The sequence below is a fragment of the Paenibacillus sp. Soil750 genome (genome assembly GCF_001428045.1).
GTDB lineage: Bacteria > Bacillota > Bacilli > Paenibacillales > NBRC-103111 > Paenibacillus_E > Paenibacillus_E allorhizoplanae.
In genome coordinates this window covers 322423-345091 of sequence record NZ_LMSD01000012.1, presented here as the reverse complement: position 1 = coordinate 345091, position 22669 = coordinate 322423, and the positions used below count along the sequence as shown (strand labels likewise).

Sequence of the window (22669 nt, the reverse complement as noted above, 5' to 3'; positions counted from 1 at the left end):
GCTCGGCCGGTGATTCTCACGGCCGGGCTTTTTGCATTAGTCCGATTTCTCCGAATTTCGGACTATTAGCTACCGGGGGAGAATTCCGCACGGAGAGCTCATACATATGCCAATATTCCGATTTAAAGACACAATAACGATTTGTCTTTTATTCATGAACAGGGGTATACTTGATCATATTGATGATGCAAAGGAGCCGTCACACATGGATATTCCGAATCGAATTGCCATTGGGATATTAGGGCCAGAGGCTCTTGTGAATAAAGTATTGAGTGTGATTGCGACGTCCTTCCCATCCTTCGAGCCTATCGCACGCGCATGTACGGCAGAAACGGCGTCAGAGATTGCCGAGCAACTGCTGTTAGAAGTGGAAGTGCTGCTAGTTACAGGCCCGACACTCTATCGACGAGTCAAAGAGAACGTTCTTACCCATTTGCCTGTGCATATGATCCCGTTGACTGACACCGGGCTGTTTAGTGCGTTATATCGGCTGCGCAGTAAACCGCAGCTTCATGCGGTGGATGCGATTTTTAGCATTGATTCTTTTACATCCTCAACGTTAAGTAGACATGTCAAAGAAATCGGTGAAACCCCATCGAGCTTCCTGATCTATGATGGCGTACCGTACCCTCAAGTGGAGACGATGACGCAATTCCATGAGGAGGCTTTCCTTAGGGGAGCAACGAAAGCGGCGCTTACCACAGATATTCAGGTCGCTGACGCGCTTAACAAGCAGGGGATTCCGTGTGAGTGGATTACACCGACCGATCAGAACATAACGGTGGCCCTGGAACGTGCGCTCCTCTCAACGGAAACACGGCGCAGCAAAGAAGCGCAGATCCTAGTTGGCATGATCAATGTAGATGAATTCGGCAAAAAACTGCAGCAACAAAGTACAGAGCATGATATTCAACGCTTCAAGCTAGAAGTGCACAGAAAACTGATCGACTATGTAGAGTCGTTAGATGGTTATTTAACACATCTGGGCGCTGATGAGTATTTGTTTTTTACGACACGGGGGATTTTCGAACGCGAGACGGTTGGCTATAAATCGGTTCCACTCGCGCGGGAAGTTTGGAAATCACTGGGTCTCTCTCTTAGTATGGGGATCGGCTTCGGTCGCAGTGCGAATGAAGCGGGTACGCATGCTCGCCTGGCGCTGCGCAGATGCAAAGAAGCGGGAGGCAATACCTGCTTTATTGTGCGGGAAGATAAGACATTAATTGGCCCTCTGGAGATGGCTGACCCACTCAGCAGGGATTTGTCGATGACAGATCCTGAGTTACTGAAGAGTGCAGAAGATGCCGGGATGACATCGACGTATTTGAGTCGTCTTATGACGACTGTAGCACGGACAAGCAAGCTGGATTACGAAGTGCATGAGTTAGCGAGTATCCTTGGGGTAACTGTCAGAAGTACGCATCGGCTCCTGCTGCAATGGATGGATCACAACTTGATTACGAGTGTTGGCTATGTGAAGGTGCCGAAAGGAAGACCGAAACAAACGTTCCGACTTCACTTTTTGGAAAATTTGGCCGCTGATCCCAGCAGAGTCTAAGCTCAAGAAGATAAACCGTTCCAGCGCTGGCTTCAGCCACATGGAGCGGTTTCTTTCTTTTTAGACATGTAAGATTGTAGTTATTAGAGGTCTTGGGGCAAGCGAGTCTTACCCCTTATCTAATAATGGCGCAATGAAGTGTGACATGAGCACCAGGCGATTAGATGGATTTCTTCCAATTAAATTTTGGAATTTCCCGTTAAAACGCAGAATAGCTGGAAAACATACAGTTAATTTTGAGTTTTATAGCCGATCGGAACAAAAAGAGACAGTTTTAGCTGCATGTTTTACAGTTAAATTGAGTTTCCAAGGAAATTACGAATAATTTGCTGTATATTTTACAGTTAATGGAATATTTCACAGCTCATGCTGCTCCAAACCTACAAACGCCACCAACTACCTCCCGATCGTCCTGCACGCCGAGCTCCCGAACACCAGCAAAATCGGATGTTATTTCGTTAAACGAAGAATGTGGAAAGAAGTTATGATTATTTAAAGACAATATAAAGATTTGTCTTTTATGTTTGAGAGTCCGTATACTACAGTCAGGGAGCTTAAATATAGATCATGATGTGAGGAGATTGCGCGAATGAGAACATTAGAAGATTTGGATAAAGTCATGTCAACACCTTCACCTGCTTTAATACAGTTTATGCAGGAATTAGAGGGAGATATTATGCTGCTTGGTGTCGGTGGGAAAATGGGACCGAGTCTAGCTAGGTTAGCGATGAATGCCATTCGGGCAGCAGGTGTTGATAAAAAGGTGTATGGTGTTTCGAGATTCTCCGAAAGTGGCTTGCAGGAAGAACTACATTCCTTTGGGGTAGAAACAATTGCCTGCGACTTGTTAAATGATGAAGCTCTTCAGGCATTGCCAGACGTTCCTAATGTGATTTACATGGCTGGCACGAAGTTTGGGACTACGGGTAAAGAGCATTTCACTTGGGTGATGAATGCCTACCTGCCAGGTCGTGTAGCTGAGAAATATAGCAAGTCCCGTATCGTCGTATTCTCAACAGGGAATGTATATCCGTTCACACCGGTTGCGTATGGCGGGGCTCATGAAGCCATTAGTCCAGCTCCAATTGGGGAATACGGACAGTCCTGTCTGGGACGCGAGCGGATGTTCGAGCATTATAGTCACAAGAATGGAACGCCTGTCTTAATCTATCGTTTGAATTACGCCATTGATTTGCGTTATGGCGTTCTATTGGAAATTGCGAAGTCCTTGAAAGAAGGGCGCGCCATCGATCTTTCCATGGGGCATTTCAATTGTATTTGGCAAGGGGATGCAAATGAAATTGCGATTCGCTCCTTGTTGGCGACACAGAGTCCAGCTAATTTCTTGAATGTGACGGGACCAGAAACCGTATCCGTGAAATATGCGGCACAGCAACTGGGGCAAAGGCTTGGGATTGAACCAATCTTCAAAGGTCAAGAGTCGGAAACAGCGTTGCTTAGTAACGCGGCGAAGAGTATGCAGCTATTTGGATACCCGCGTGTATCACTTCTCCAGATGCTGGATTGGGTTGCGGAGTGGATCGAGCATGGGGGCAGTATGATTAATAAACCTACTCATTTTCAAGAGCGAGAGGGGAAATTCTAACTATGACGCAACGTAGGGAATTAAGTAATGAGCAACGCATAGCGTTGCATGATGGGCTTGTCATTCCTGCACATCCGCTTGCTTTAACCGCAGATCGTCTACTCGATGAGCAAAGTCAACGGGCATTGACACGTTACTATATGGCTTCGGGATCAGGTGGTATTGCAGTTGGTGTACATTCCACACAGTTTGAAATTCGTGATCCGAAATATAATTTGTACGAAAAAGTGCTTCGAATGGCTGCTGAAGAAGTGGATCGTGCAGGACTTACTCGACCATTTATTAAGGTTGCAGGCATCTGTGGACCTACCGAACAAGCGGAGCAAGAGACAGATATCGCAATATCGCTGGGCTATGATGCTGCCTTATTATCCATGGGAGGCTTGACCGGCTGGACAGAAGCACAAATCTTGGAACGTACAGCTCGTATTGCTGAGAAGATGCCTGTCATCGGCTTCTATCTTCAGCCATCTGTTGGAGGTAAGGTATACAGTTTTGATTTTTGGAAGCAATTCGCGAACATTCCAGGCATTATCGCGATCAAAATGGCCCCCTTCAATCGCTATCAAACGATTGATGTCGTGCGTGCTGTATGCTACTCGGAGCGCCGCGATGAGATTGCCCTTTACACAGGAAATGATGATAACATTATTACTGATCTATTAACTGTTTATAATTTCCAAGTTGAGGGTAAGAACATAGAGAAAAGAATAGTAGGCGGTTTACTTGGACATTGGGCAGTATGGACGCAGAAAGCAGTTGAGCTGTTAGACGAAATCAAGGGAATAAGAATGAACCCTACCCTCGCATCGGAATGGCTTACCCGTAATATCGAAGTAACGGAGACAAACGCAGCATTCTTCGACCCCGCCAATGGTTTTGCTGGATGTATTCCAGGTATTCATGAAGTGCTCCGTCGACAAGGCTTGATGAAGGGAACATGGTGTTTGAATCCGCATGAAGAATTGTCCCCAGGACAAACGGAAGAAATCGACCGCATGTACAAGGACTATCCACATTTGAATGATGATGCTTTTGTGAAAGCGAATCTCTCAGATTGGTTAGCCGAGTAGGAAGGAAATGATAGCCCACTAGAGCAGAATCTGTTACATTGAAAGAATGTAATAGTCATATTCTGGGAGGGATTTCTGTGCGTATTCGATTTGATCGGTTTCCACAAGGTGTCACCAAAGCTTTAACGTTAAGTTACGATGATGGGAGGGTACATGATCGCAGACTCGTGCGTATATTGAATGAGTATGGGATCAAAGGCACCTTTCATTTGAACAGTAGTTTCTTGGGGAAAGAAGGCTATATTGAGGCATCCGAAATCGCATCCTTATTTAAAGGACATGAGGTATCTGCGCATACCATCGATCATCCTTTTTTGGAGCAATCGCCGATGGATCAAATTGTTCGTGAAATTTCACAAGATCGCGAAGCGTTAGAATCGTTAGTTGGCTATCCTGTACGTGGTATGAGCTACCCCTTTGGGTCTTACTCTGATCAAGTCATTCAGGCGCTTCCTACATTAGGTATTGAGTATGCGCGGACAGTTGCTAGCCATGGCGGTTTTCAAATGCCCAAAGATTTCTTGCAATGGCACCCATCTTGTCATCATAAGAACATGCTCGAGCTTGCGGATTCTTTCGTACAGTTAGAACAAAGATTTTCACGCATGGCGCTATTCTATGTGTGGGGACACAGTTATGAGTTTGAGAACGACAACAACTGGGAGATCCTTGAGCAATTTGGCGAGAAAGTAAAGGGGAGATCCGACATTTGGTTTGCAACCAATGCCGAAATTGTGGCCTATATGAAAGCGCTTGAAAACTTGCGTTTCTCTGCCAATTGCCACATCATTCACAATCCTTCGGCCATAACAGTTTGGCTTAGTGCTGAAGGAGAAATTGTTGAAGTTCCAGGGGGTCAAATCATCAAAATTTAACATTTTCCTGTAAAATTTCGTAAATTCGTGTAATTTGCTAATAGTTTCTTAACAATATTCAATTATGATAAAGGTAACAAAACGTGTGAGTTATCCACAATAGGAATTTCGAAATCGGAGGGATCAATATGGGACATCGTTATGAGTTGGAAGAGAAGATTGAGGCATTACGCAATGAACTGAATCTTGCTAGTCAAACATACGGCCTATTGTCTGAAACGGTATTGGAACTTTCTATCGAGCTGGATGAACTTTTGAATACCTATTATCAATTTCTTTTTCTCCGAACCATCGCATGATTAGGTTGACCGAGTGTACACTTACGAGTGTGCATCTCGGTTTTTTTGTTTCTAAGTGCAGAAATTCCCCAAAGGGAGAAGTGGGATAACAACCAAATGGATTGGGAAAATGATGGGGATTGCGATTTTTTGCAGGTTCATTAATTAATGGTGTGAGGACCTCTTTATTTAATATTTCCAGATCAACTAAGCCTTCGACATAGATAACAAAAGCATGGGTCGTTTATTTTCGTAATACGTATATTTTTGTCCGAATTTTGTCATTATTTAAACTCATGTACGTAAAATGCATCACATCTTTCGTTGATATTGGTTGTACACTCGTTCCCTCGGACATGGTATAATTTGTGAGGAAATTATATCAATGATAATAGAAGCAGAAGTGGTAAATCAAAGGAGGATTCGTTCGAATGGCAGTATGGTTAGAGCAAGGAGATATCGTACTATTTCAAGGGGATAGTATTACGGATGCAGGGCGCATTCGTGAGAATGGCAATGATTTAGGCAAAGGCTACGCACTTATGACAGCTGCTCAATTTTCAGCGAAATATCCAGAGAAACAAGTTAAATTCTTAAACCGCGGGATTTCTGGCAATCGTGTGCCTGATCTTCAGGGACGGTGGCAAGAAGATTGTTTGGACTTGAAACCTAATCTCGTTTCGATTTATATCGGTATCAATGATACATGGCGCAGATATGATCGCAATGACGGGACTTCAACGGAGGCTTTTAAAGAGGGATACCGTCAACTCTTGGATCAAACCGCTAGCACAGGAGCGAAGTTGCTTCTTATCGAGCCTTTTGTACTACCTGTACCAGAAGATCGTAAGCTATGGAGAGAAGATTTGGATCCGAAGATTACCGCTGTGCGTGAATTAGCAAGAGAATTCGGTGCTCGTTTATTATGTTTAGATGGATTATTTGCACAAGCGTCGACACAAGCTGACAGCGCTTTCTGGGCACCGGATGGCGTACATCCATCACCAGCTGGACATGCATTAATTGCTAATGCATGGCTGAAGGCTGTCGGGGCAGCAGAGTAATTAATATGGTTGGGTGAACAAAGCTTCCGCTTGTTGCGTGAGGCTTTTTTTCTTAGCTGCGAATAGGTCAATTTTTGATGTATAGAGGTAAAGATAATAGCTAGTCCGCTGCAATCGTTTGTGGTTATATTGAAAGGTAAACGAAATCGTAAGTGCATAGGGAGGTAGAACGATGAATAGTCGATATCTATTAGATGCGTTGCTAGAAGCTGAAAGCGATCATGGCCGTTTATTTCACGAAGCTTTACAGGTAGCTACAATACCAATAAGGAATACGGACAGTCCATTACTTACTACTGTCTATAACGAGATTTCACCATTGGTCAAGGAGTTCGAGAGCAAGCCGATTGCAGCATTACCCTTTAGAGAGTGGGATTTGTATCGTTCAAAGGGAACGCGCATCGAATTCGAAGCACTCTATTTCGATCGTCGTCGACGGTTAGCGGCTTTGGTCGTAGCGGCGCTGAAGGATGGCGTTGAACCTTATCTGCCGGCTTTAGAAGATACAATTTGGGCAATTTGTGATGAATATACGTGGTGTCTACCTGCTCATCTGATGAATCATGATGCTGCCGTAGAGGGAGAAGAATATAAACATATTGATTTATTTGCCTCAGAAACGGCCCATGCGTTGAGTGAGACTTGCCATTTGTTCCAAGCTCAGTTAAATGGTCTTGTGGTAAGAAGGGTGCAACGCGAGATTATGGCGCGGGTTCTCGAGCCATACGTGACACTCAAGAGAGCTTATTGGTGGGAAACGTGCGATATCAATTGGTCCGCTGTTTGTGCGGGGAATATCGGTATGACGGCCATTTACCTCATTCAGGATTCGAAAACGCTGATGCCTGTCATTGCGCGAGTCCTCGCATCGATGGATTGCTTTCTTGAGGGGTTTTCAGAAGAAGGGGCCTGCTTGGAAGGCTTGGGTTACTGGTATTATGGCTTCGGCTATTACGTCTACTTTAGTGAACTTCTGAAGCAGCGTACAGGCGGCAAAGTGGACATTCTCCAATCGAGTGCCAAAGCTCGCAGAGTTGCTCAATTCCCACAAACCTGTTTCCTGCAGGGTAACCATATTGCTAATTTCTCTGACTGCTCACGGAACAATGGCATTCAAATTGGCATCTTCAGTCGCTTGTGCGAGCAGTTTGCCGAGATTCGGATTCCAACATTGGACAATCAGCCAGTGACGATTGACCATTGTGGTCGCTTCGCTAGTGCCGTACGGAACGTGGTGTGGTTGAATGAAGCTTTGCTTCGTGAACGTGAAGAAATGCCGTTGCAAACGGATTTCTTGCCAGAAGCACAATGGATGGTGAGCCGGGCGAAGGTGGGCAACAAGCTCGTTAGCTTTGCAGCCAAAGGTGGGCATAATGATGAGCCCCATAATCACAATGACATCGGACACTTCCTATGGATCGTGGATGGGGTCAGATGGTTGGAAGATTTGGGAGCTGGCCTATACACCAAACAATATTTTGGTGAGGAGCGATACTCGATCCTTTGTAACAGTTCGGCGGGTCATAGCGTGCCAATCATCAATGGTAAACACCAGGAAGCGGGTTTCCAGCATCGTGCACAGGTACTAGCTGCGGAATGTACGGATGCGAGTGACAAGTTCAAGCTTGAGCTCAGTCAAGCCTATGACGTGCCACTACTTGAGAAGCTTGAGCGAAACTTCGAGTTTGATAAATTGCAAGGCAAGCTGACGATCTTGGATTCTTTTGAGTTCCGTGAGTCAGGCGCTTCTGTAACGGAACGTTTCGTTACACAGCACAAGCCAGTAATCGTGCAGGAAGGTGAAATTCGGTTGGAGCTTGGTTTGGGTAAGCAACAGCAATTGATTCGATATGATGCAAAAGTGCTGAAGGCTTCGATTCAATCCGTGGAACATCAGAATCACGAGGGCGGGACAGAGCTTGTCTACTTAATTGATCTATCTGCGGCTGAGGTGGGAGAGCAGGTGAGTATAGGGGTTACGTTGGAGCTTGCGTAGACCAGCTTCTGCCTAAGCTGCCTTGGGGCGGCTTCTTTGCGGAAATAGCTGTAAAACATACAGCTGTTTTATCCGTTTTTAGTAGAGAATGACATTTAACTGGAAAACCTACAGCTATATTTCGGGTTTCAGCTGCAAATGCAGAGATCATCTCGAATTAGCTGTAGATTTTCCAGTTATTTCTATAAATCAGGAGAATTCGACGGAATTAACTGTCATTTTTCCATCTATCCCTCCACAATCCACAATTTACGTTCCGAAAGCCCATTCTAATCGTTCAACCATAGCCCAAATTGCTGCCGATATTGCAACGGAGTTAAGCTGGTTTTGATTTTGAACATGCGAGAGAAATAGTTCGCATTCTCGATGCCAAGCTCATAAGAAATTTGAGAAATGGGCTTCACGCTAGTCGCGAGGAGCTTTTTGGCTTGTTCAATTTTGATGCTGTGCACGAAATGGAGCGGCGCCTGTCCGGTTTGTTTGATAAACAATTTGCGCAAATGAGAATCACTCAGCTGAACAAGCTCAGCTAACTCCTTGATTTCAGGCATCTGTTGCGGATGTGCATGAAGAAAATGGATGATGGTATGGATGCGCTTGTCCAAGTGTGAGTAACTGGAGCTGGAATCCGCCACATTTTCTGTACGCAGAAGCTCATACAAAATTCGAAGCAATGATGACTGCTGCAGAAGATGAACATAAGCTGTTTCATCATTCTCAGGTATAAGCATTTCGTGGACAATACGCTCAATCTTGCTGGCCTTATCCTCAAATAAATTCGGAAGATTCAGAAGCTGCACCCAGCTGCGATTGCTAACTAAGGAGATTTCGGCATCGAAGTTAATGCTTGTTAGCAATAATTCATCCGAAATGGCATGAAAACTAATCGTGCTATGGGCTGGCAAAATGATGATCTGGCCTTCATTGCACCGCATGGAAGCTTGATCAATTGCAAGCTGGAAGCTTCCCTTATGCACAAACCACATCACACAGTGACGTAGTTTGCGCTCTTTGGCCTGCCAACGATAATCAAGTTGATACTGTGTAATATGCAGAAATCGAATCTCCAACGCCTCGATCATCATTTGAAAAGAATTCAATGCGCATCCCTCCGCACCACGGATCTTGTCTGTTCCTATTATTCTATCATGCTTGGATGCAGAGGTGGCAACGATTTCCTCTCTAATCCTGAGGCACGACGCCCTTAATATCTTCGTTTCGGTTCAACCGATCCTCGCCGTTCACGAGGAAGGTACGAATGCGCGAGGTGTCGCCGCCCCACTCGTCGATTTTGAACTTGACCTCTGGTGTTGTATAGCGAACTGAGAAGGCTACACGCGGTATATTCGATTTGTTATTTTCAGAACCATGGAAGGTAGCTTCATTGAAGAAGGCAATCTGACCCGGAGACATCTCAAGATCTATGGCTAATGATTCATCGATCGACTCCGCTGGCAATCCTTGCTCGAAAGCACTTTGATCTGTTCCCGTTGAAACATGCTCGACGATTGATTTGTGTGTGCCAGGAATCACGCGAAGACAACCATTTTCACGAATTGACCACCCTAAACTGACCCAAGCGGTCGCATTGATCGCCGGCTCCATCGGCCAATAATTGATATCTTGGTGCCACGGGATGAACTTATCATTATTAGGCTCTTTGTACCAGAAATGCATGGCCCACAACACCAAGTCATCTCCAAGAATCTGCTTCATCGCGTTAACGATGCTTGGATGCGTAGCTAGCGTATAGGCCCAATGATGCCGCTGATGCCAGGCTGACAGGTTCATTTTGGTAGGGCCAGGTTCAAATTTATTCTGTTCGATGACCTCAAAGAATCGGTTATAGTACATATCAGATTCTTCAAGCGAAAGTCCCTGCATTGGCCCACTATAGCCTTCGTTGACATATTGAGCGAGTGAGAATGGATTTCCTTTTGTTATCATGTGTGCAACCTCCCGTATTTACTAGCTTTTTATTACTTGCTTAAGGTAATTGTAAGCTTCTCGGTACTTTCGAATAAGGAGGTAAAACGATTATGATTAGCACAAAACGATTGTTTTGGTGGTAGCGGTCTATGCTACTTTGGTGTTAATTATTCATATCGCTTTATGGCTAGAATGGTGATTGTAGAATTACTTAGGAAGGATAAGAAAGATTAATGTCGAATAGATAGTACAATCGGCCCATAGTGGGCACAAAGCTTAGGTTATTCGGATAAAGGAGTCCAACGGATGACAATTCCTGCAACGACAACATTGGATTTGAATTTACTGCAAATGATGCTGGATGATATTGAAGACTCTATTTACATTATGAAAGTGACAGGTGCGGAGATCACGTATTATTACGTTAACAATGCCGCGACGAAATTTAGTGGAATCACGATGGATCAAATGGGAACTACTTTTTTTGAATCGAATTCGAGCCAAATGGCAAATTACTTATATAATAAATATGCCAGAGTAGTCGATGAACGTCGGCCGATTCGATACGAGGATGGCGTTATATTACCTAACGGGAATCTAAGCGGCGAGAGCATTTTAACACCTATTTTGGACGAACATGGGAATGCTAGTTTTATTTTTTCAGTGACACGTGATATTACAGAGCGCAAACAGCATGAGAATATTCTGTACAATTATGCCTATCAAGATGATCTCTCTAACCTGTTCAATCGTAGATATTTACTTGAGCATGTGGTGGAGCCGCCAACGATTTATTTAATGGACTTGGACAATTTCAAAAATATTAATGATACCTTCGGCCATCAGGCAGGAGACTCGGTGCTTGTTGAAGTCGCTTGTCGGTTGATAGAAGTATTTGGAGATAGCCGCTATTCACTTATTCGCTTAGGCGGTGATGAATTTGTAGTCGTGGATTCCGTACCTTCTACTCATATTGAAGTGACAGCGGAGCAATTGAGCGGACTTTTCCATGAGCCTTTTCGCGTTGATGAACATGCAGTGAAAGTGAGTGTGAGTATCGGAATTGCGGAGCGAAAGCATGATGAAACGATTCAAGATCTGCTAAAGCAAGCTGATATTGCTTTGTATACAGCGAAAGGAACAGGTCGCAAACGCTATCATTTGTACGAAGCCTCTTCTAAATACGATCATGTCGAAAATTTCATTCATGAGTTAGGTCTTTCACAAGCAATGGATAAGGACGAACTTCAGTTGCACTATCAACTTATTTATAATCCAGCATCAGCCAGGGCGATTGGTGCGGAAGCGCTTTTAAGATGGCATTGCGAGAAGGTAGGGTACATACAGCCGGCGGATTTTATTCCAGTTGCGGAGAAAACAGGGCTTATCGTGCCTATCGGCTATTGGGTTATTCGTCAAGCCTGCAAGGATTGGCTTCAGTTGAAGGATATTTACGGTCCCCTATTCAAAATATCAGTCAATATCTCACGCATCCAACTCAATGAATTGAATTTTGTGGATCAGGTCTTGCAAATTTTGCAAGAAGAGGGTGTAAACCCAACCGCCATGGAACTTGAAATTACAGAAAGTACGACATTGCATTCGCTGCAAGAAGTACAACTCATTCTGGGTAAGTTGCGAAATGCAGGCTTTACCATCGCATTGGATGACTTCGGAACGGGTTATTCATCGCTAAGTATGCTAACGCAGCTGCCGATTGACAAGCTGAAGATCGACCGCATTTTCATCGCAGATGGCAATGTACCATTGATCGCGGCTATTCTTGCCATGGCGAAAGCATTGAATTTACTCGTTGTTGCAGAAGGCATTGAAACGTGTGATCATTTCCATATGCTAGCCGACATGCAGTGCTGGGGTATTCAAGGCTATTACATCAATAAACCCGTGCCGTATACGGAACTGCCTGCACACTATGCTTTTATAACTCGTTAATATCCAAGTGTCTCCATTCGCTGAAGAGCGGTTGGAGGCACTTTTTTTTGGATCTGCAATCGGGTATGTTAAAATAACAACGGTTAATTAAGCGTGGGAGGTCACTTACTTATGAAAGCATTAATATTCGAACAATTCGGGGGTCCCGAAGTTCTCCAATATAAAGAGATTTCAGACCCTATCCTAGATAGGGATCAAATTCTGGTAAGGACGAAAGCGATAGGTCTTAATTTTGCGGACGTCTATCGTCGCAAAGGGAATTATCATTTGGCTGGGAAGCCGCCGTATATTCTCGGGTATGAAGGGGCTGGGATCGTCGAAAGCGTGCCCAAACACATCCATCATATTCAAATCGGTGATCGGATCGCTTTTGCCGACGTGCCCTTTGCTAATGCGGAGCTAGTCGCCGTTCCTGCCGATCGGGCGATTCCGCTGCCAGTGGACATCTCGTTTGAACATGCGGCCGGCCTGCTTCTGCAAGGTATGACAGCGCATTACTTGGTGAACGACAGCTACCCTGTCCAGGCTGGAGATGAAGTTCTGATCCATGCCGCGGCAGGCGGTGTGGGTCAACTTTTGATCCAATTGTGCAAAAGTAAAGGTGCTAGGGTGATGGGGCTCACATCTTCCGAAGTTAAAAAGCAAGTCGCACTAGACGCTGGAGCCGATGAGGTCATCCTCTATTCCGCGGACTGGGTTCAAGAAGTGTTACAGTGGTCATATGAAAAGAACGGTGTACAAGTAGCTTATGATTCGGTAGGCGCCACCTTAATGGATAGCTTTGCTGCAGTCCGAATCAAGGGCACTGTTGTTTTCTATGGCATGGCTGGCGGCGACCCAGCGCCTGTGGATCCAAGAACGCTGATGGATACATCCAAAACATTAACCGGCGGTGACCTGTGGAACCACGTGACTAGCTTGGATAATAGGATTAAGCGGGCTCATGATTTGTTTGGAGCACTTCGTGAGGGGAATCTGAACATGGATACGCTGACAACGTTCTCCCTGAAGGATGGCGCTGAAGCTCATAGATTACTGGAGAGTAGACAGAGTGTAGGCAAAATTTTGCTAATCCCATAAGCGAACAGCGATGATTCTTCCGGGCGATTTTGAACATATAGTCCATGGAGCTGCTTATCTTAGGTATTCTCGCTATGTCCAAAGCATGTTAACTTTAAGTAGTAGTTATTTAAAGGAGGCTGGAATGTGCAATGAGCATAAACAAATTGAGAATTGGTGTTATCGGTGCAGGTTCAATTTCAGATTTGCACTTTGCTTCATATACGAAATCCGAGGATGCTGTCATTGTTGCTGTCTGTGACCTTAATCGTGAACGAGCAGCCGCGAAAGCGGAGAAATATGACATTGCGAACATTTATACCGATTATAATGAGCTTTTGGCGAATCCGGAGATTGATGCGGTCAGTATTTGTACATGGAACAATACACACGCTGAGATCAGTATTGCTGCTCTTCATGCTGGCAAGCATGTTTTGGTTGAGAAGCCGCTATGTAAAACAGTAGAAGAAGCGCAACGAATTCAAGACGCAGTTCGTGAAACAGGGAAGATTCTACAAGTTGGATTTGTCAGAAGATATGATACGAATGCTCAGCTTGTGAAGCATTTTATAGATAATGGTCAATTAGGTGAGATCTATTATGCCAAAGCTTCTTGCCTACGTCGATTAGGGAATCCAGGCGGTTGGTTCTCGGATGTTGAGCGCTCCGGTGGCGGACCGCTGATCGATATTGGCGTACACGTGATTGATGTGTGTTGGTACTTGATGGGCAAGCCGAAACCTGTTGCGGTAAGTGGGCATACGTATAACAAGTTGGGCAATCGGAAGAATGTAAAGAACTTATCTTTCTATAAAGCAGCAGATTATGATGCGGAGCGCAATACGGTTGAGGATTTGGCCAATGTGTTGATTCGTTTTGAAAATGGGGCTTCCCTCATGGTGGATGTAAGTTTCACTTTGCATGCTAAGAAGGATGAAATCGCTGTCAAATTGTATGGTGACAAAGGCGGTGTTGAGCTTGAGCCTGAAATCGTATTCGTAACGGAGATTTTGGATACGATTACGAATGTGACGCCTCAAATCAATAACAAATCGATCGATATCAACAGCGCTTTTCAAAATGAAATCAATCATTTCGTATCTTGCTGCCAAACTGGCGAAACACCGATTAGTCCGGTTGAGGATGGTCTTGAAATAATGAAAATCCTATGCGGTATTTATGAATCTGCAGCGAAGGGTCAAGAAATCAGATTATAGTCCGAACGAATCGGAGCATAGGAGGAGCACATATGAAGTTAGGTGTTAGCACATATAGCCTGTATCAGGCATTAAAGTCTGGCGAAATGTCGATTATGGACGTCATCGATTGGATTGCGGATCAGGGAGGTGAACATGTCGAGATTGTACCATTGGGGTATGATTTACCGGGTAACTTTACGCTTGCGGATGCGATTCGTGAGAAAGCTCAGGCTCGAGGTATTGATATTTCCAATTATGCCATCGGCGCAAATTTCCTTACTGAGACTGAAGAAGAGTATCAGCAGGAAATCGAGCGTGTGAAGGGTGAGGTTGATCTTGCTGCCAGATTAGGTGTTACCAAAATGCGGCATGATGTTGCTCGAAGTGAGGATCTCTCGATCCGTAATTTCAACGCCAATTTGGATCGCTTAGCAGAAGCGTGTCGTCAAATTGCTGACTATGCGAACCAATTTGGAATTGTGACCAGCGTTGAGAATCACGGTTTCTTCGTGCAGCATAGTGAACGTGTTCAAGCCCTGATTCATGCTGTTGATCGTGCGAATTTCCGGACAACATTGGATGTAGGTAATTTTGTTTGTGTGGACGAGGATTCCGTTGCCGCTGTGACGAATAATCTTCCTTATGCTTCTATTGTCCATGTGAAGGATTTCTACATTCGTCCCTCCAATCAGAATCCAGGAGAAGGCTGGTTCAAGTCTTCCTACGGCACCTATTTGCGCGGAGCGATTGTGGCTCAAGGTGATTTGAATATTCCTGAAATTCTGCGTGTAGTCAAAAGCTCAGGTTACGATGGTTACATCTCCCTGGAATTTGAGGGGATGGAAGAGTGTAAGCGAGGCACATTGATCGGATTACAAAATATCCGTAGAATTTGGGACGAAATAAACTAACGCTAAGCTCGCGATAAGGAGTGTTTGAATTCATGATAATCAATCCAATCGGTATTATGGTAGATAGTTTGCGTCTTGGACTACGAGACGGATTAAAGAAATCGAAAGAATTAGGAGCAGATGGCGTCCAAATTTATGCGGTTTCTGGAGAGATGGATCCTGCGAACCTAACGCCGGGAGCACGTAAGGAGTTACGTGACTACATCGCGTCATTGGATCTTCAAATATCAGCCCTTTGCGGCGATCTAGGTGGACATGGTTTCCAAGATCAGTCTGTGAATGCCGCGAAAATTGAGAAATCCAAGCGCATTCTTGATCTTGCTGTTGAACTCGGTTCGAACGTTGTGACAACACATATCGGTGTTGTACCCGAGGATCGGAACGATCCTATCTATCAAACGATGCTGCAAGCGTGTGAAGAGCTGGGTGTATATGCGAGCAGCTTAGGCGCCTATTTTGCAGTAGAAACAGGACCGGAAACGTCGGCACATTTGAAGAGCTTCCTAGATAACCTATCTACCAAAGGTGTCTCGGTTAACTTTGACCCAGCAAATATGGTGATGGTAACGGGTGATGATCCGGTTCAAGGTGTTTACACGTTGAAGGATTATATCGTTCATACGCATGTGAAGGACGGTATTCGACTTCGTCAAGCTGATCCGCGTGAAGTATATGGTTCACTAGGCTATAAGCCGATGACACATGAGAACATCGCTGAGGCTGCGACATCCGGAGATACGTACCGCGAGTTGGCATTAGGCGAAGGTCATGTAGATTTCGGACGTTACTTCCAGGCGTTGCAAGAAATTGGCTACAAGGGCTACCTGACAATCGAGCGTGAAGTTGGTGCTCAGCCAGAGAAAGATATTGCAAGCGCAATAGCTTTTATTCAAAAGTATAAATAGGCATGGGAACCTCGCCGTTGGCGAGGTTTTTTGCATCTAGTAACTTCTATCGACGCTAGGATTATCAATAAATATTTACAAAATGGGCTTCTTAATCTTCCAGAATAAGAGTAAAATTAAAGGACAAGAGGAGGATTGATTTATGATGAGTACATTGAAGAGTTTCACGGATTCGGAACAGCAGATTTCGTTGGAGTTACGAGATGATCATTTAACAGTGCTTCGTTTCTATGGTGAAACATCCATCTACCCTTTCAAAAATATTTCACTTGCCTCTGAACCCATTCCTGAGTACCCCCTTAATCGCATTGCTCTAACTGTTATTGATTTCAACACGGGTGTAACCGATTTCAAATTTTCGTCGAATTTACTAGACTTTGAGAATTTCGTCCAAAAGCTACTCGAAGCGCATAGTGAATTCGTTCCTAATCATTAATTTTCATAAGCCATTGATTTCTAAAACCGCTGAGGCGGTTTTTTTGTTTGAGATGGAAGATTCGTACGATCTTAATAACACTACGTTCTCTGTATAACCTCACTAACTCTCTAACTCCACCAGCCCCATAACTCCAGCAACTCCACCAGATGGAGGTTTTCCAGCTATTTGGTGTAGTGGTGGTGGGAAGTGACTACACCTAGACAAGTTATTTCGCCTTACTTCAAATAAGGATGCCTGAATACATCCGGCGTTTGCCCAACGGCTTTGCGGAAGGTTGATATGAAATGCGATGCATCGAGAAAGCCTGTGGCCTCTGCGATTTGCTTCACGGTCAGATCAGGCTGCGCGATCAGCATTTCTTTGGACTTCTGCAAGCGCAGCTGGAGCAGGTATTGGTACGGAGAGAGTCCGAATGCGCGGCGAAATAACGTATTCACATGCTGGGCAGAGACACCGAGCTGAGTCGCCATCCAGCTAAGTCCGACATGAGCAGCGCCGAAGCTATGCTCTAGCTCAAGGAGCAGCGGCAGAAGCCGCTCATGACTTTGCGAGAAGGAGGCGCTTTTGTTGATAATGCCGTGCTTCTTCAGCAGCGTTAGGAATTGATAGATTTCCAAAGATCCGTTAGTGCCCGTAAAGTCGTGACTATCGCGATATTTATGGTAGTAATACTCATGAATACTAGCTAATGGTGTATCGATCCCCCAGCTAATTGGGGTAGTAAGCGGGATTTCCAATGCGTGCACAATAGAGGCAGCTAATGCACCATCGAAGGTTAAATACCAAGTCGACCAAGGTGTATCTGGGACTTGATAGGCATGTGGCACACCGCCAGCAAGCAGCATGCCTTGCCGTTCACCCAGCTTGACGGGGCCGCTGTCTAGAATAATTTCGCCACTGCCGGAGATCGTTTGCAGCCAATGAAAACAAGGGTAACCTTCTTCGCGTTCATAGAATTGCTGCTCGCGCTCATATCCGATCGTCTCGAGAATAAGAGGGAGCTTGCGGTCGGTTTCAGTAATGACAAAAAACTTTCTATAATCAATCGCCATGGAACAACCATCTCTTTCATTTTTTAATATCTCATGCGTTGTTTCTTATATTTTAAAAGAAATAATTGTCTTGTACAATAAGGTGGTAAGCTAAAATTGTTATCCAATAACGTAAAGTGAGGAATATCATCCATGGCGAATAAATTTGTATACACAGCTCCTGAAAACGGTTACCCCGAATGGAATAATAATCCGCAAATATATCAATTGAATCGCTTGGAAGCACACGCGACCCTCATGCCTTATCATACGGAAGCAGAAGCGCTGGCTGGCGTACGTGAAGCATCGCAATTTTATCAAAATTTAAATGGTACCTGGAAATTCCATTTTGCCGAAAATGCAGAAGGACGTCCACAGGATTTCTACAAAACGGACTTTGACACCAACAATTGGGTGGATATGCCCGTGCCGTCACATTGGCAACTCCAAGGCTTTGATTTCCCGCAGTACACAAATATTATCTATCCATGGGTCGGACATGAGGATCTTAAGCCTCCATTTGCCCCGGTAAAGTATAATCCGGTTGGTTCTTATGTGCGCAACTTTTCGATTTCAGAGGGATGGAACGGGCAGCCAGTGTATCTGAGCTTTCAAGGTGTGGAGTCGGCCTTCTATGTATGGGTGAATGGTGATTTGGTTGGCTTTAGCCAGGATTCGTTTACACCAGCGGATTTTGATATCACGCCTTATTTGATCGATGGTGAGAACAAGCTCGCGGTAGAAGTGTATCGTTGGAGCGATGCAAGCTGGTTAGAAGATCAGGATTTCTGGCGTTTGAGCGGGATTTTCCGTGATGTATATCTGTACACGACACCAATAGCACATATTGCTGATTTCAAAGTAAATACGAATCTGGACGCAGCTTGCGAGGATGCTGAACTGCACATTCAAGCGACGATCACCAACTATGATGTGAAGAGCCAAGGCGTACATCATGTGGAAGCGATGCTTTACGATGGTGAGCAGCAAGCTCTATGGGAAGAGCCGCTTCGTGTAGGTATTCAAACGAGTGGTACTGCGAAACAAGCCGTTGAATTGTCGACTCATTTGGATCGACCTGCCAAATGGAGTGCTGAGAATCCATATCTATACACGCTCGTTCTTCGTTTATGGAATGAAGAGGGGACACTCCTCGAGACAGAAAGCTGTAAAGTTGGTTTCCGCAAGTTTGAGATTGAAGATGGTTTGATGAAAATCAACGGCGAACTCATTGTGTTTAAAGGTGTGAATCGCCATGAATTTGACCGTGATCGCGGACGTTCCGTTGATGCGGAAAGTATGCTTGCCGATATTTTGCTCATGAAACAATATAATATCAACGCTGTGCGGACCTCACATTACCCGAATAATCCGCTATGGTATGAGCTTTGTGATCAATATGGTTTGTATGTCATTGATGAAACGAATTTGGAGACCCACGGCTCTTGGAGCTATCCGCAATTCGAATTAGGTGAAACGGTGCCAGGAAGTCGTCCTGAGTGGACGGGGGCCGTGCTTGATCGTGCCAACTCCATGATGCAGAGAGACAAAAATCATGCGTCGATTGTCATTTGGTCGCTGGGGAATGAGTCCTTTGGTGGAGATAATTTCTTCAAAATGCATGATTTCCTTCGTGAAGCCGATCCTTCTCGGGTTGTTCACTATGAAGGCGTGTTCTGGTGGCGTGAGTCGGAAAGAGCGTCGGACATGGAAAGTCAAATGTATTCCAAAATTGAAAAGATCGAAGAATACGCCAAAAACAATCCGAAAAAGCCATTTATTCTTTGCGAATACAGCCATGCAATGGGGAACTCTTGCGGCAATTTGTTTAAATATTGGGAGCTGTTCGATCAATATCCAGTTCTGCAAGGTGGATTCATCTGGGATTGGATCGATCAATCGATTCGTACGACGACGCCAGATGGCATCTCGTATCATGCCTATGGCGGCGATTTTGGCGACTCGCCGAATGATGGCAACTTCTGTGGCAATGGCTTGATCTTCGCTGATCGTTCGGTGTCACCGAAACTGCACGAAGTGAAGAAGTGTTATCAGAATGTGAAGTTCGAAGCGATAGATGCGGCGAAGGGACAAATCAAGGTAACCAATCAATTCTTGTTCACAAACTTGAATGAATATGATTGGACTTGGACGATTGCACGCAATGGTGTTGTAGAAAGCCAACAGTTCACTGGATCCTATGCGGTTGCGCCAGGTGAAACGATTGTGATTGAGCTGAAGCTTGACGGTGTTGAGCGTCTTTTCCCGAACGATGAATTCGTGTTATCACTGAGTTTGGTATTGCGTGACGATACGTTATGGGGAGCTAAGGGACATGAAATTGCATGGGAGCAATTTATTCTTCCAGCAGTGAATGCAGCATCCCAAGTACGCAACTGGGAAGTGGAAAAAGAATCCGCGGCTGCGCTCTCTACGGAGACTGCTGTTCAAGTCGTGTCTACAGCAGATCGTATCAGCTTGCAAGGGGAGCGTTTTGTACTCCAAGTTGACGCTGTAACTGGCGATATCACTTCCTATTTGTTTGACGGAGTTGAGTTATTCCAAACAGGTCCAGTACCTAACTTCTGGCGTGCTTATACGGATAACGATCGTGGGAATCAGCACCACATTCGTTGTGCACCATGGCAAAAAGCGGGCAGCGGGCGTAAACTCCTTTCACTGAACGCAAAATCATTGGATGCAGGACGTGCTGAGGTTCGTGTACGCTATGAATTGGAGACAACGCCTGCTTCTGAAGTTCAGCTTGTTTACACTGTGTCGGCAAGCGGGGAAGTTGAAGTTGGCATGCAATTAACACCGGGTGACAAATTGCCAGAAATCCCTGAAGTTGGTGTCATGTTCGAACTAGATGCTGCGTTCGAGAATTTAACATGGTACGGCCGCGGGCCGCACGAGAATCACTGGGATCGTAACGTAGGCGCAAAGCTTGCGCTTCATAATGGAACTGTCGCAGAGCAATTTGTTCCATACTTGCGTCCACAGGAATGCGGCAATAAGACCGATGTTCGCTGGGCGACCCTAACGAATTCGGCTGGGCGCGGACTGCGTATCGCGGGATTGCCAACAGTTGAGCTTAACGCATTGCCGTACTCACCATCCGAGTTGGAGGCGCACGATCACCCTTATAAACTACCTGCGAGTGATAAAGTTGTGGTCCGTGTGAATTACAAGCAGATGGGTGTTGGCGGAGACGATAGCTGGGGAGCTAGAACACATCCCGAGTTTACGTTATTCGCGAACCGAACGTATGCGTATGCGTTCACTTTCCAAGGTATTTAGTTGTTGAGAAAAGCCGTTCCAAGGGTGGTTATCCCTGGAACGGCTTTTTTGGGAAAATAAGGATTAGCTTGTTATGGGTTTGGTGTAAGAGAAGCAGATCCCTTGTTTATTGGGACTGAGGCGTGAAGTGAGGGGCGAATTTGTGCCAGTAGGAGAGAGATAGTCGAAAAAATCGACTATCTCGCGAGAAATCAGCACATGTGGAGTGAGATAGTCGAAAAAATCGACTATCTCGCGAGAAATCAGCGGCTGTAGGACTGAGATAGTCGAAAAAATCGACTATCTCACGAGAAATCAGCACTTGTGGAGTGAGATAGTCGAAAAAATCGACTATCTCCCGAGAAACAGCGCCAGTAGGAGTGAGATAGTCGAAAAAATCGACTATCTCACCAGATTTTAGGACCGTCAGGATGAACGTACCCTGAACGTTCTTCTCATCATTTATGTCCCTCGCTCGCATCCTCCAATTCTTATCGTAGGATCGAGTTGCTCTCATGGCATCGTTTGACCAGAAGGGAAGAGGGTGATAAGTTTAAATGGAGAAAAAAGTGACTACTACTAGGTACCTGGGAAAGGTGGATATATAGATGACAGCACATACGGCAAAACCAATCATAGGACTCATTGGCACAGGCGTGATGGGGAAAAGCATGGCAGGACATTTGATTCAGGCGGGATATGAGGTTCATGTATATACACGTACGAAAGCAAAGGCACAGGAGCTATTGGAAAAGGGGGCGATTTGGCAGGACACGCCAGGCGCATTAGCGCAGAAGTGTCAGGTTATTATGACGATGGTTGGATTTCCAAGCGATGTCGAAGACATCTATTTTGGGCACAATGGCATTCTTGCCCTGGCAGAGCCAGGTAGCTTCCTAATTGATTTAACGACATCGAGCCCGTCCCTTGCCAAACGGATTTATGAGGAAGCGCTGACGCGTCAGCTATTCTCCTTGGATGCGCCTGTCTCTGGTGGAGATATTGGGGCAAGAGAAGCGCGATTGTCCATTATGGTCGGTGGTGATCGTGACGTGTTCGAGCAGATGCTGCCTATTTTTCAAAAAATCGGCACGAATATCGTTCATCAAGGAGAAGCAGGAGCTGGGCAACATACGAAGATGTGCAATCAAATTGCGATTGCAAGCAATATGATGGGTGTCGTTGAAGCGCTTGTTTATGCGAAGAAAGCGGGGCTTAATCCGACGACTGTGCTGCAAAGTATTGAAACAGGTGCCGCTGGTAGCTGGTCCTTAAGTAATTTGGGGCCTCGAATGATTGCAGACAATTTTGCGCCAGGTTTCTATGTGAAACATTTTATTAAGGATATGAAGATTGCTTTGCAATCGGCCGAAGAAATGAAAGTAGAGCTTCCAGGTTTGACGCTTGCCAAATCTCTCTATGAACAATTAGCCGCAATGGGCGAAGAGGAAAGTGGTACACAAGCGTTGTATAAATTAATTAATAAATAAGATTGTGCTGTTCGACCTGGAGGT

At 45.1% G+C, this 22669-nt stretch carries 18 protein-coding genes; 15 read left to right on the top strand and 3 right to left on the bottom strand.

Annotated elements, in window-relative coordinates; translation table 11 throughout:
• The first annotated feature begins 205 nt into the window (after positions 1-205).
• From ASL11_RS13930 to ASL11_RS13905, 7 genes are all read left to right on the top strand, one after another.
• Entirely contained in the window at positions 206-1558 is a 1353-nt protein-coding gene (locus tag ASL11_RS13930; protein ID WP_056615030.1) for a hypothetical protein, read from the top strand.
• Positions 1559-2147: 589 nt separating this feature from the next.
• Positions 2148-3164 (top strand): NAD-dependent epimerase/dehydratase family protein, encoded by a 1017-nt coding sequence (locus ASL11_RS13925; protein WP_056615028.1) that lies wholly within the window; start codon positions 2148-2150, stop codon positions 3162-3164.
• A gap of 2 nt (positions 3165-3166) precedes the next feature.
• A complete protein-coding gene (locus ASL11_RS13920) occupies positions 3167-4237 on the top strand; it encodes a dihydrodipicolinate synthase family protein (protein WP_056615027.1) in 1071 nt (356 codons plus the stop codon).
• A gap of 77 nt (positions 4238-4314) precedes the next feature.
• A complete protein-coding gene (locus tag ASL11_RS13915) occupies positions 4315-5112 on the top strand; it encodes a polysaccharide deacetylase family protein (RefSeq protein WP_056615025.1) in 798 nt (265 codons plus the stop codon).
• A 128-nt stretch (positions 5113-5240) separates the two neighbouring features.
• A complete protein-coding gene (locus tag ASL11_RS35830) occupies positions 5241-5411 on the top strand; it encodes an aspartyl-phosphate phosphatase Spo0E family protein (RefSeq protein WP_082595432.1) in 171 nt (56 codons plus the stop codon).
• A 410-nt stretch (positions 5412-5821) separates the two neighbouring features.
• Complete coding sequence (locus tag ASL11_RS13910; RefSeq protein WP_056615022.1) at positions 5822-6454, top strand: SGNH/GDSL hydrolase family protein; 633 nt, start codon at positions 5822-5824, stop codon at positions 6452-6454.
• A 172-nt stretch (positions 6455-6626) separates the two neighbouring features.
• Complete coding sequence (locus ASL11_RS13905; RefSeq protein ID WP_056615011.1) at positions 6627-8450, top strand: heparinase II/III domain-containing protein; 1824 nt, start codon at positions 6627-6629, stop codon at positions 8448-8450.
• A gap of 269 nt (positions 8451-8719) precedes the next feature.
• Here the strand turns inward: ASL11_RS13905 and ASL11_RS13900 are convergent, their stop codons facing one another.
• Together ASL11_RS13900 and ASL11_RS13895 are read right to left on the bottom strand one after the other, a co-directional pair.
• Positions 8720-9550, bottom strand: coding sequence for a helix-turn-helix domain-containing protein (locus tag ASL11_RS13900; protein WP_056615010.1), 831 nt, complete (start codon positions 9548-9550; stop codon positions 8720-8722).
• 82 nt (positions 9551-9632) lie between these two features.
• Complete coding sequence (locus ASL11_RS13895; protein WP_056615009.1) at positions 9633-10397, bottom strand: phytanoyl-CoA dioxygenase family protein; 765 nt, start codon at positions 10395-10397, stop codon at positions 9633-9635.
• Positions 10398-10685: 288 nt separating this feature from the next.
• Between ASL11_RS13895 and ASL11_RS13890 the strand changes: the two genes are divergently transcribed.
• The 6 genes from ASL11_RS13890 (at position 10686) to ASL11_RS13865 (ending at position 16842) form a co-directional block, all read left to right on the top strand.
• The gene (locus tag ASL11_RS13890; RefSeq protein ID WP_063795567.1) at positions 10686-12332 is read left to right on the top strand and encodes a putative bifunctional diguanylate cyclase/phosphodiesterase; all 1647 of its coding nucleotides are present in this window, start codon (positions 10686-10688) and stop codon (positions 12330-12332) included.
• Positions 12333-12443: 111 nt separating this feature from the next.
• Positions 12444-13412: a quinone oxidoreductase family protein gene (locus tag ASL11_RS13885; protein WP_056615008.1), complete on the top strand. Its 969-nt coding sequence runs from the start codon at positions 12444-12446 to the stop codon at positions 13410-13412.
• Between the two features lie 131 nt (positions 13413-13543).
• Positions 13544-14608: a Gfo/Idh/MocA family protein gene (locus ASL11_RS13880; protein ID WP_056615002.1), complete on the top strand. Its 1065-nt coding sequence runs from the start codon at positions 13544-13546 to the stop codon at positions 14606-14608.
• Between the two features lie 32 nt (positions 14609-14640).
• On the top strand, positions 14641-15501 hold the full coding sequence (locus tag ASL11_RS13875) for a sugar phosphate isomerase/epimerase family protein (protein ID WP_056614999.1): 861 nt from the start codon (positions 14641-14643) through the stop codon (positions 15499-15501).
• A gap of 32 nt (positions 15502-15533) precedes the next feature.
• Entirely contained in the window at positions 15534-16406 is an 873-nt protein-coding gene (locus ASL11_RS13870; RefSeq protein ID WP_056614996.1) for a sugar phosphate isomerase/epimerase family protein, read from the top strand.
• A gap of 142 nt (positions 16407-16548) precedes the next feature.
• Complete coding sequence (locus ASL11_RS13865; protein ID WP_056614992.1) at positions 16549-16842, top strand: hypothetical protein; 294 nt, start codon at positions 16549-16551, stop codon at positions 16840-16842.
• A gap of 218 nt (positions 16843-17060) precedes the next feature.
• Here ASL11_RS13865 and ASL11_RS13860 read toward each other — a convergent pair whose 3' ends face one another.
• Positions 17061-17897 carry an AraC family transcriptional regulator gene (locus tag ASL11_RS13860; RefSeq protein ID WP_056614989.1) on the bottom strand — a complete coding sequence of 279 codons (837 nt, stop codon included), beginning with the start codon at positions 17895-17897 and terminating at the stop codon, positions 17061-17063.
• Positions 17898-18029: 132 nt separating this feature from the next.
• Between ASL11_RS13860 and ASL11_RS13855 the strand changes: the two genes are divergently transcribed.
• Positions 18030-21176 carry a glycoside hydrolase family 2 TIM barrel-domain containing protein gene (locus ASL11_RS13855; protein WP_056614987.1) on the top strand — a complete coding sequence of 1049 codons (3147 nt, stop codon included), beginning with the start codon at positions 18030-18032 and terminating at the stop codon, positions 21174-21176.
• Between the two features lie 587 nt (positions 21177-21763).
• On the top strand, positions 21764-22645 hold the full coding sequence (locus ASL11_RS13845) for an NAD(P)-dependent oxidoreductase (protein ID WP_056614982.1): 882 nt from the start codon (positions 21764-21766) through the stop codon (positions 22643-22645).
• The last annotated feature ends 24 nt before the right edge of the window (positions 22646-22669 follow it).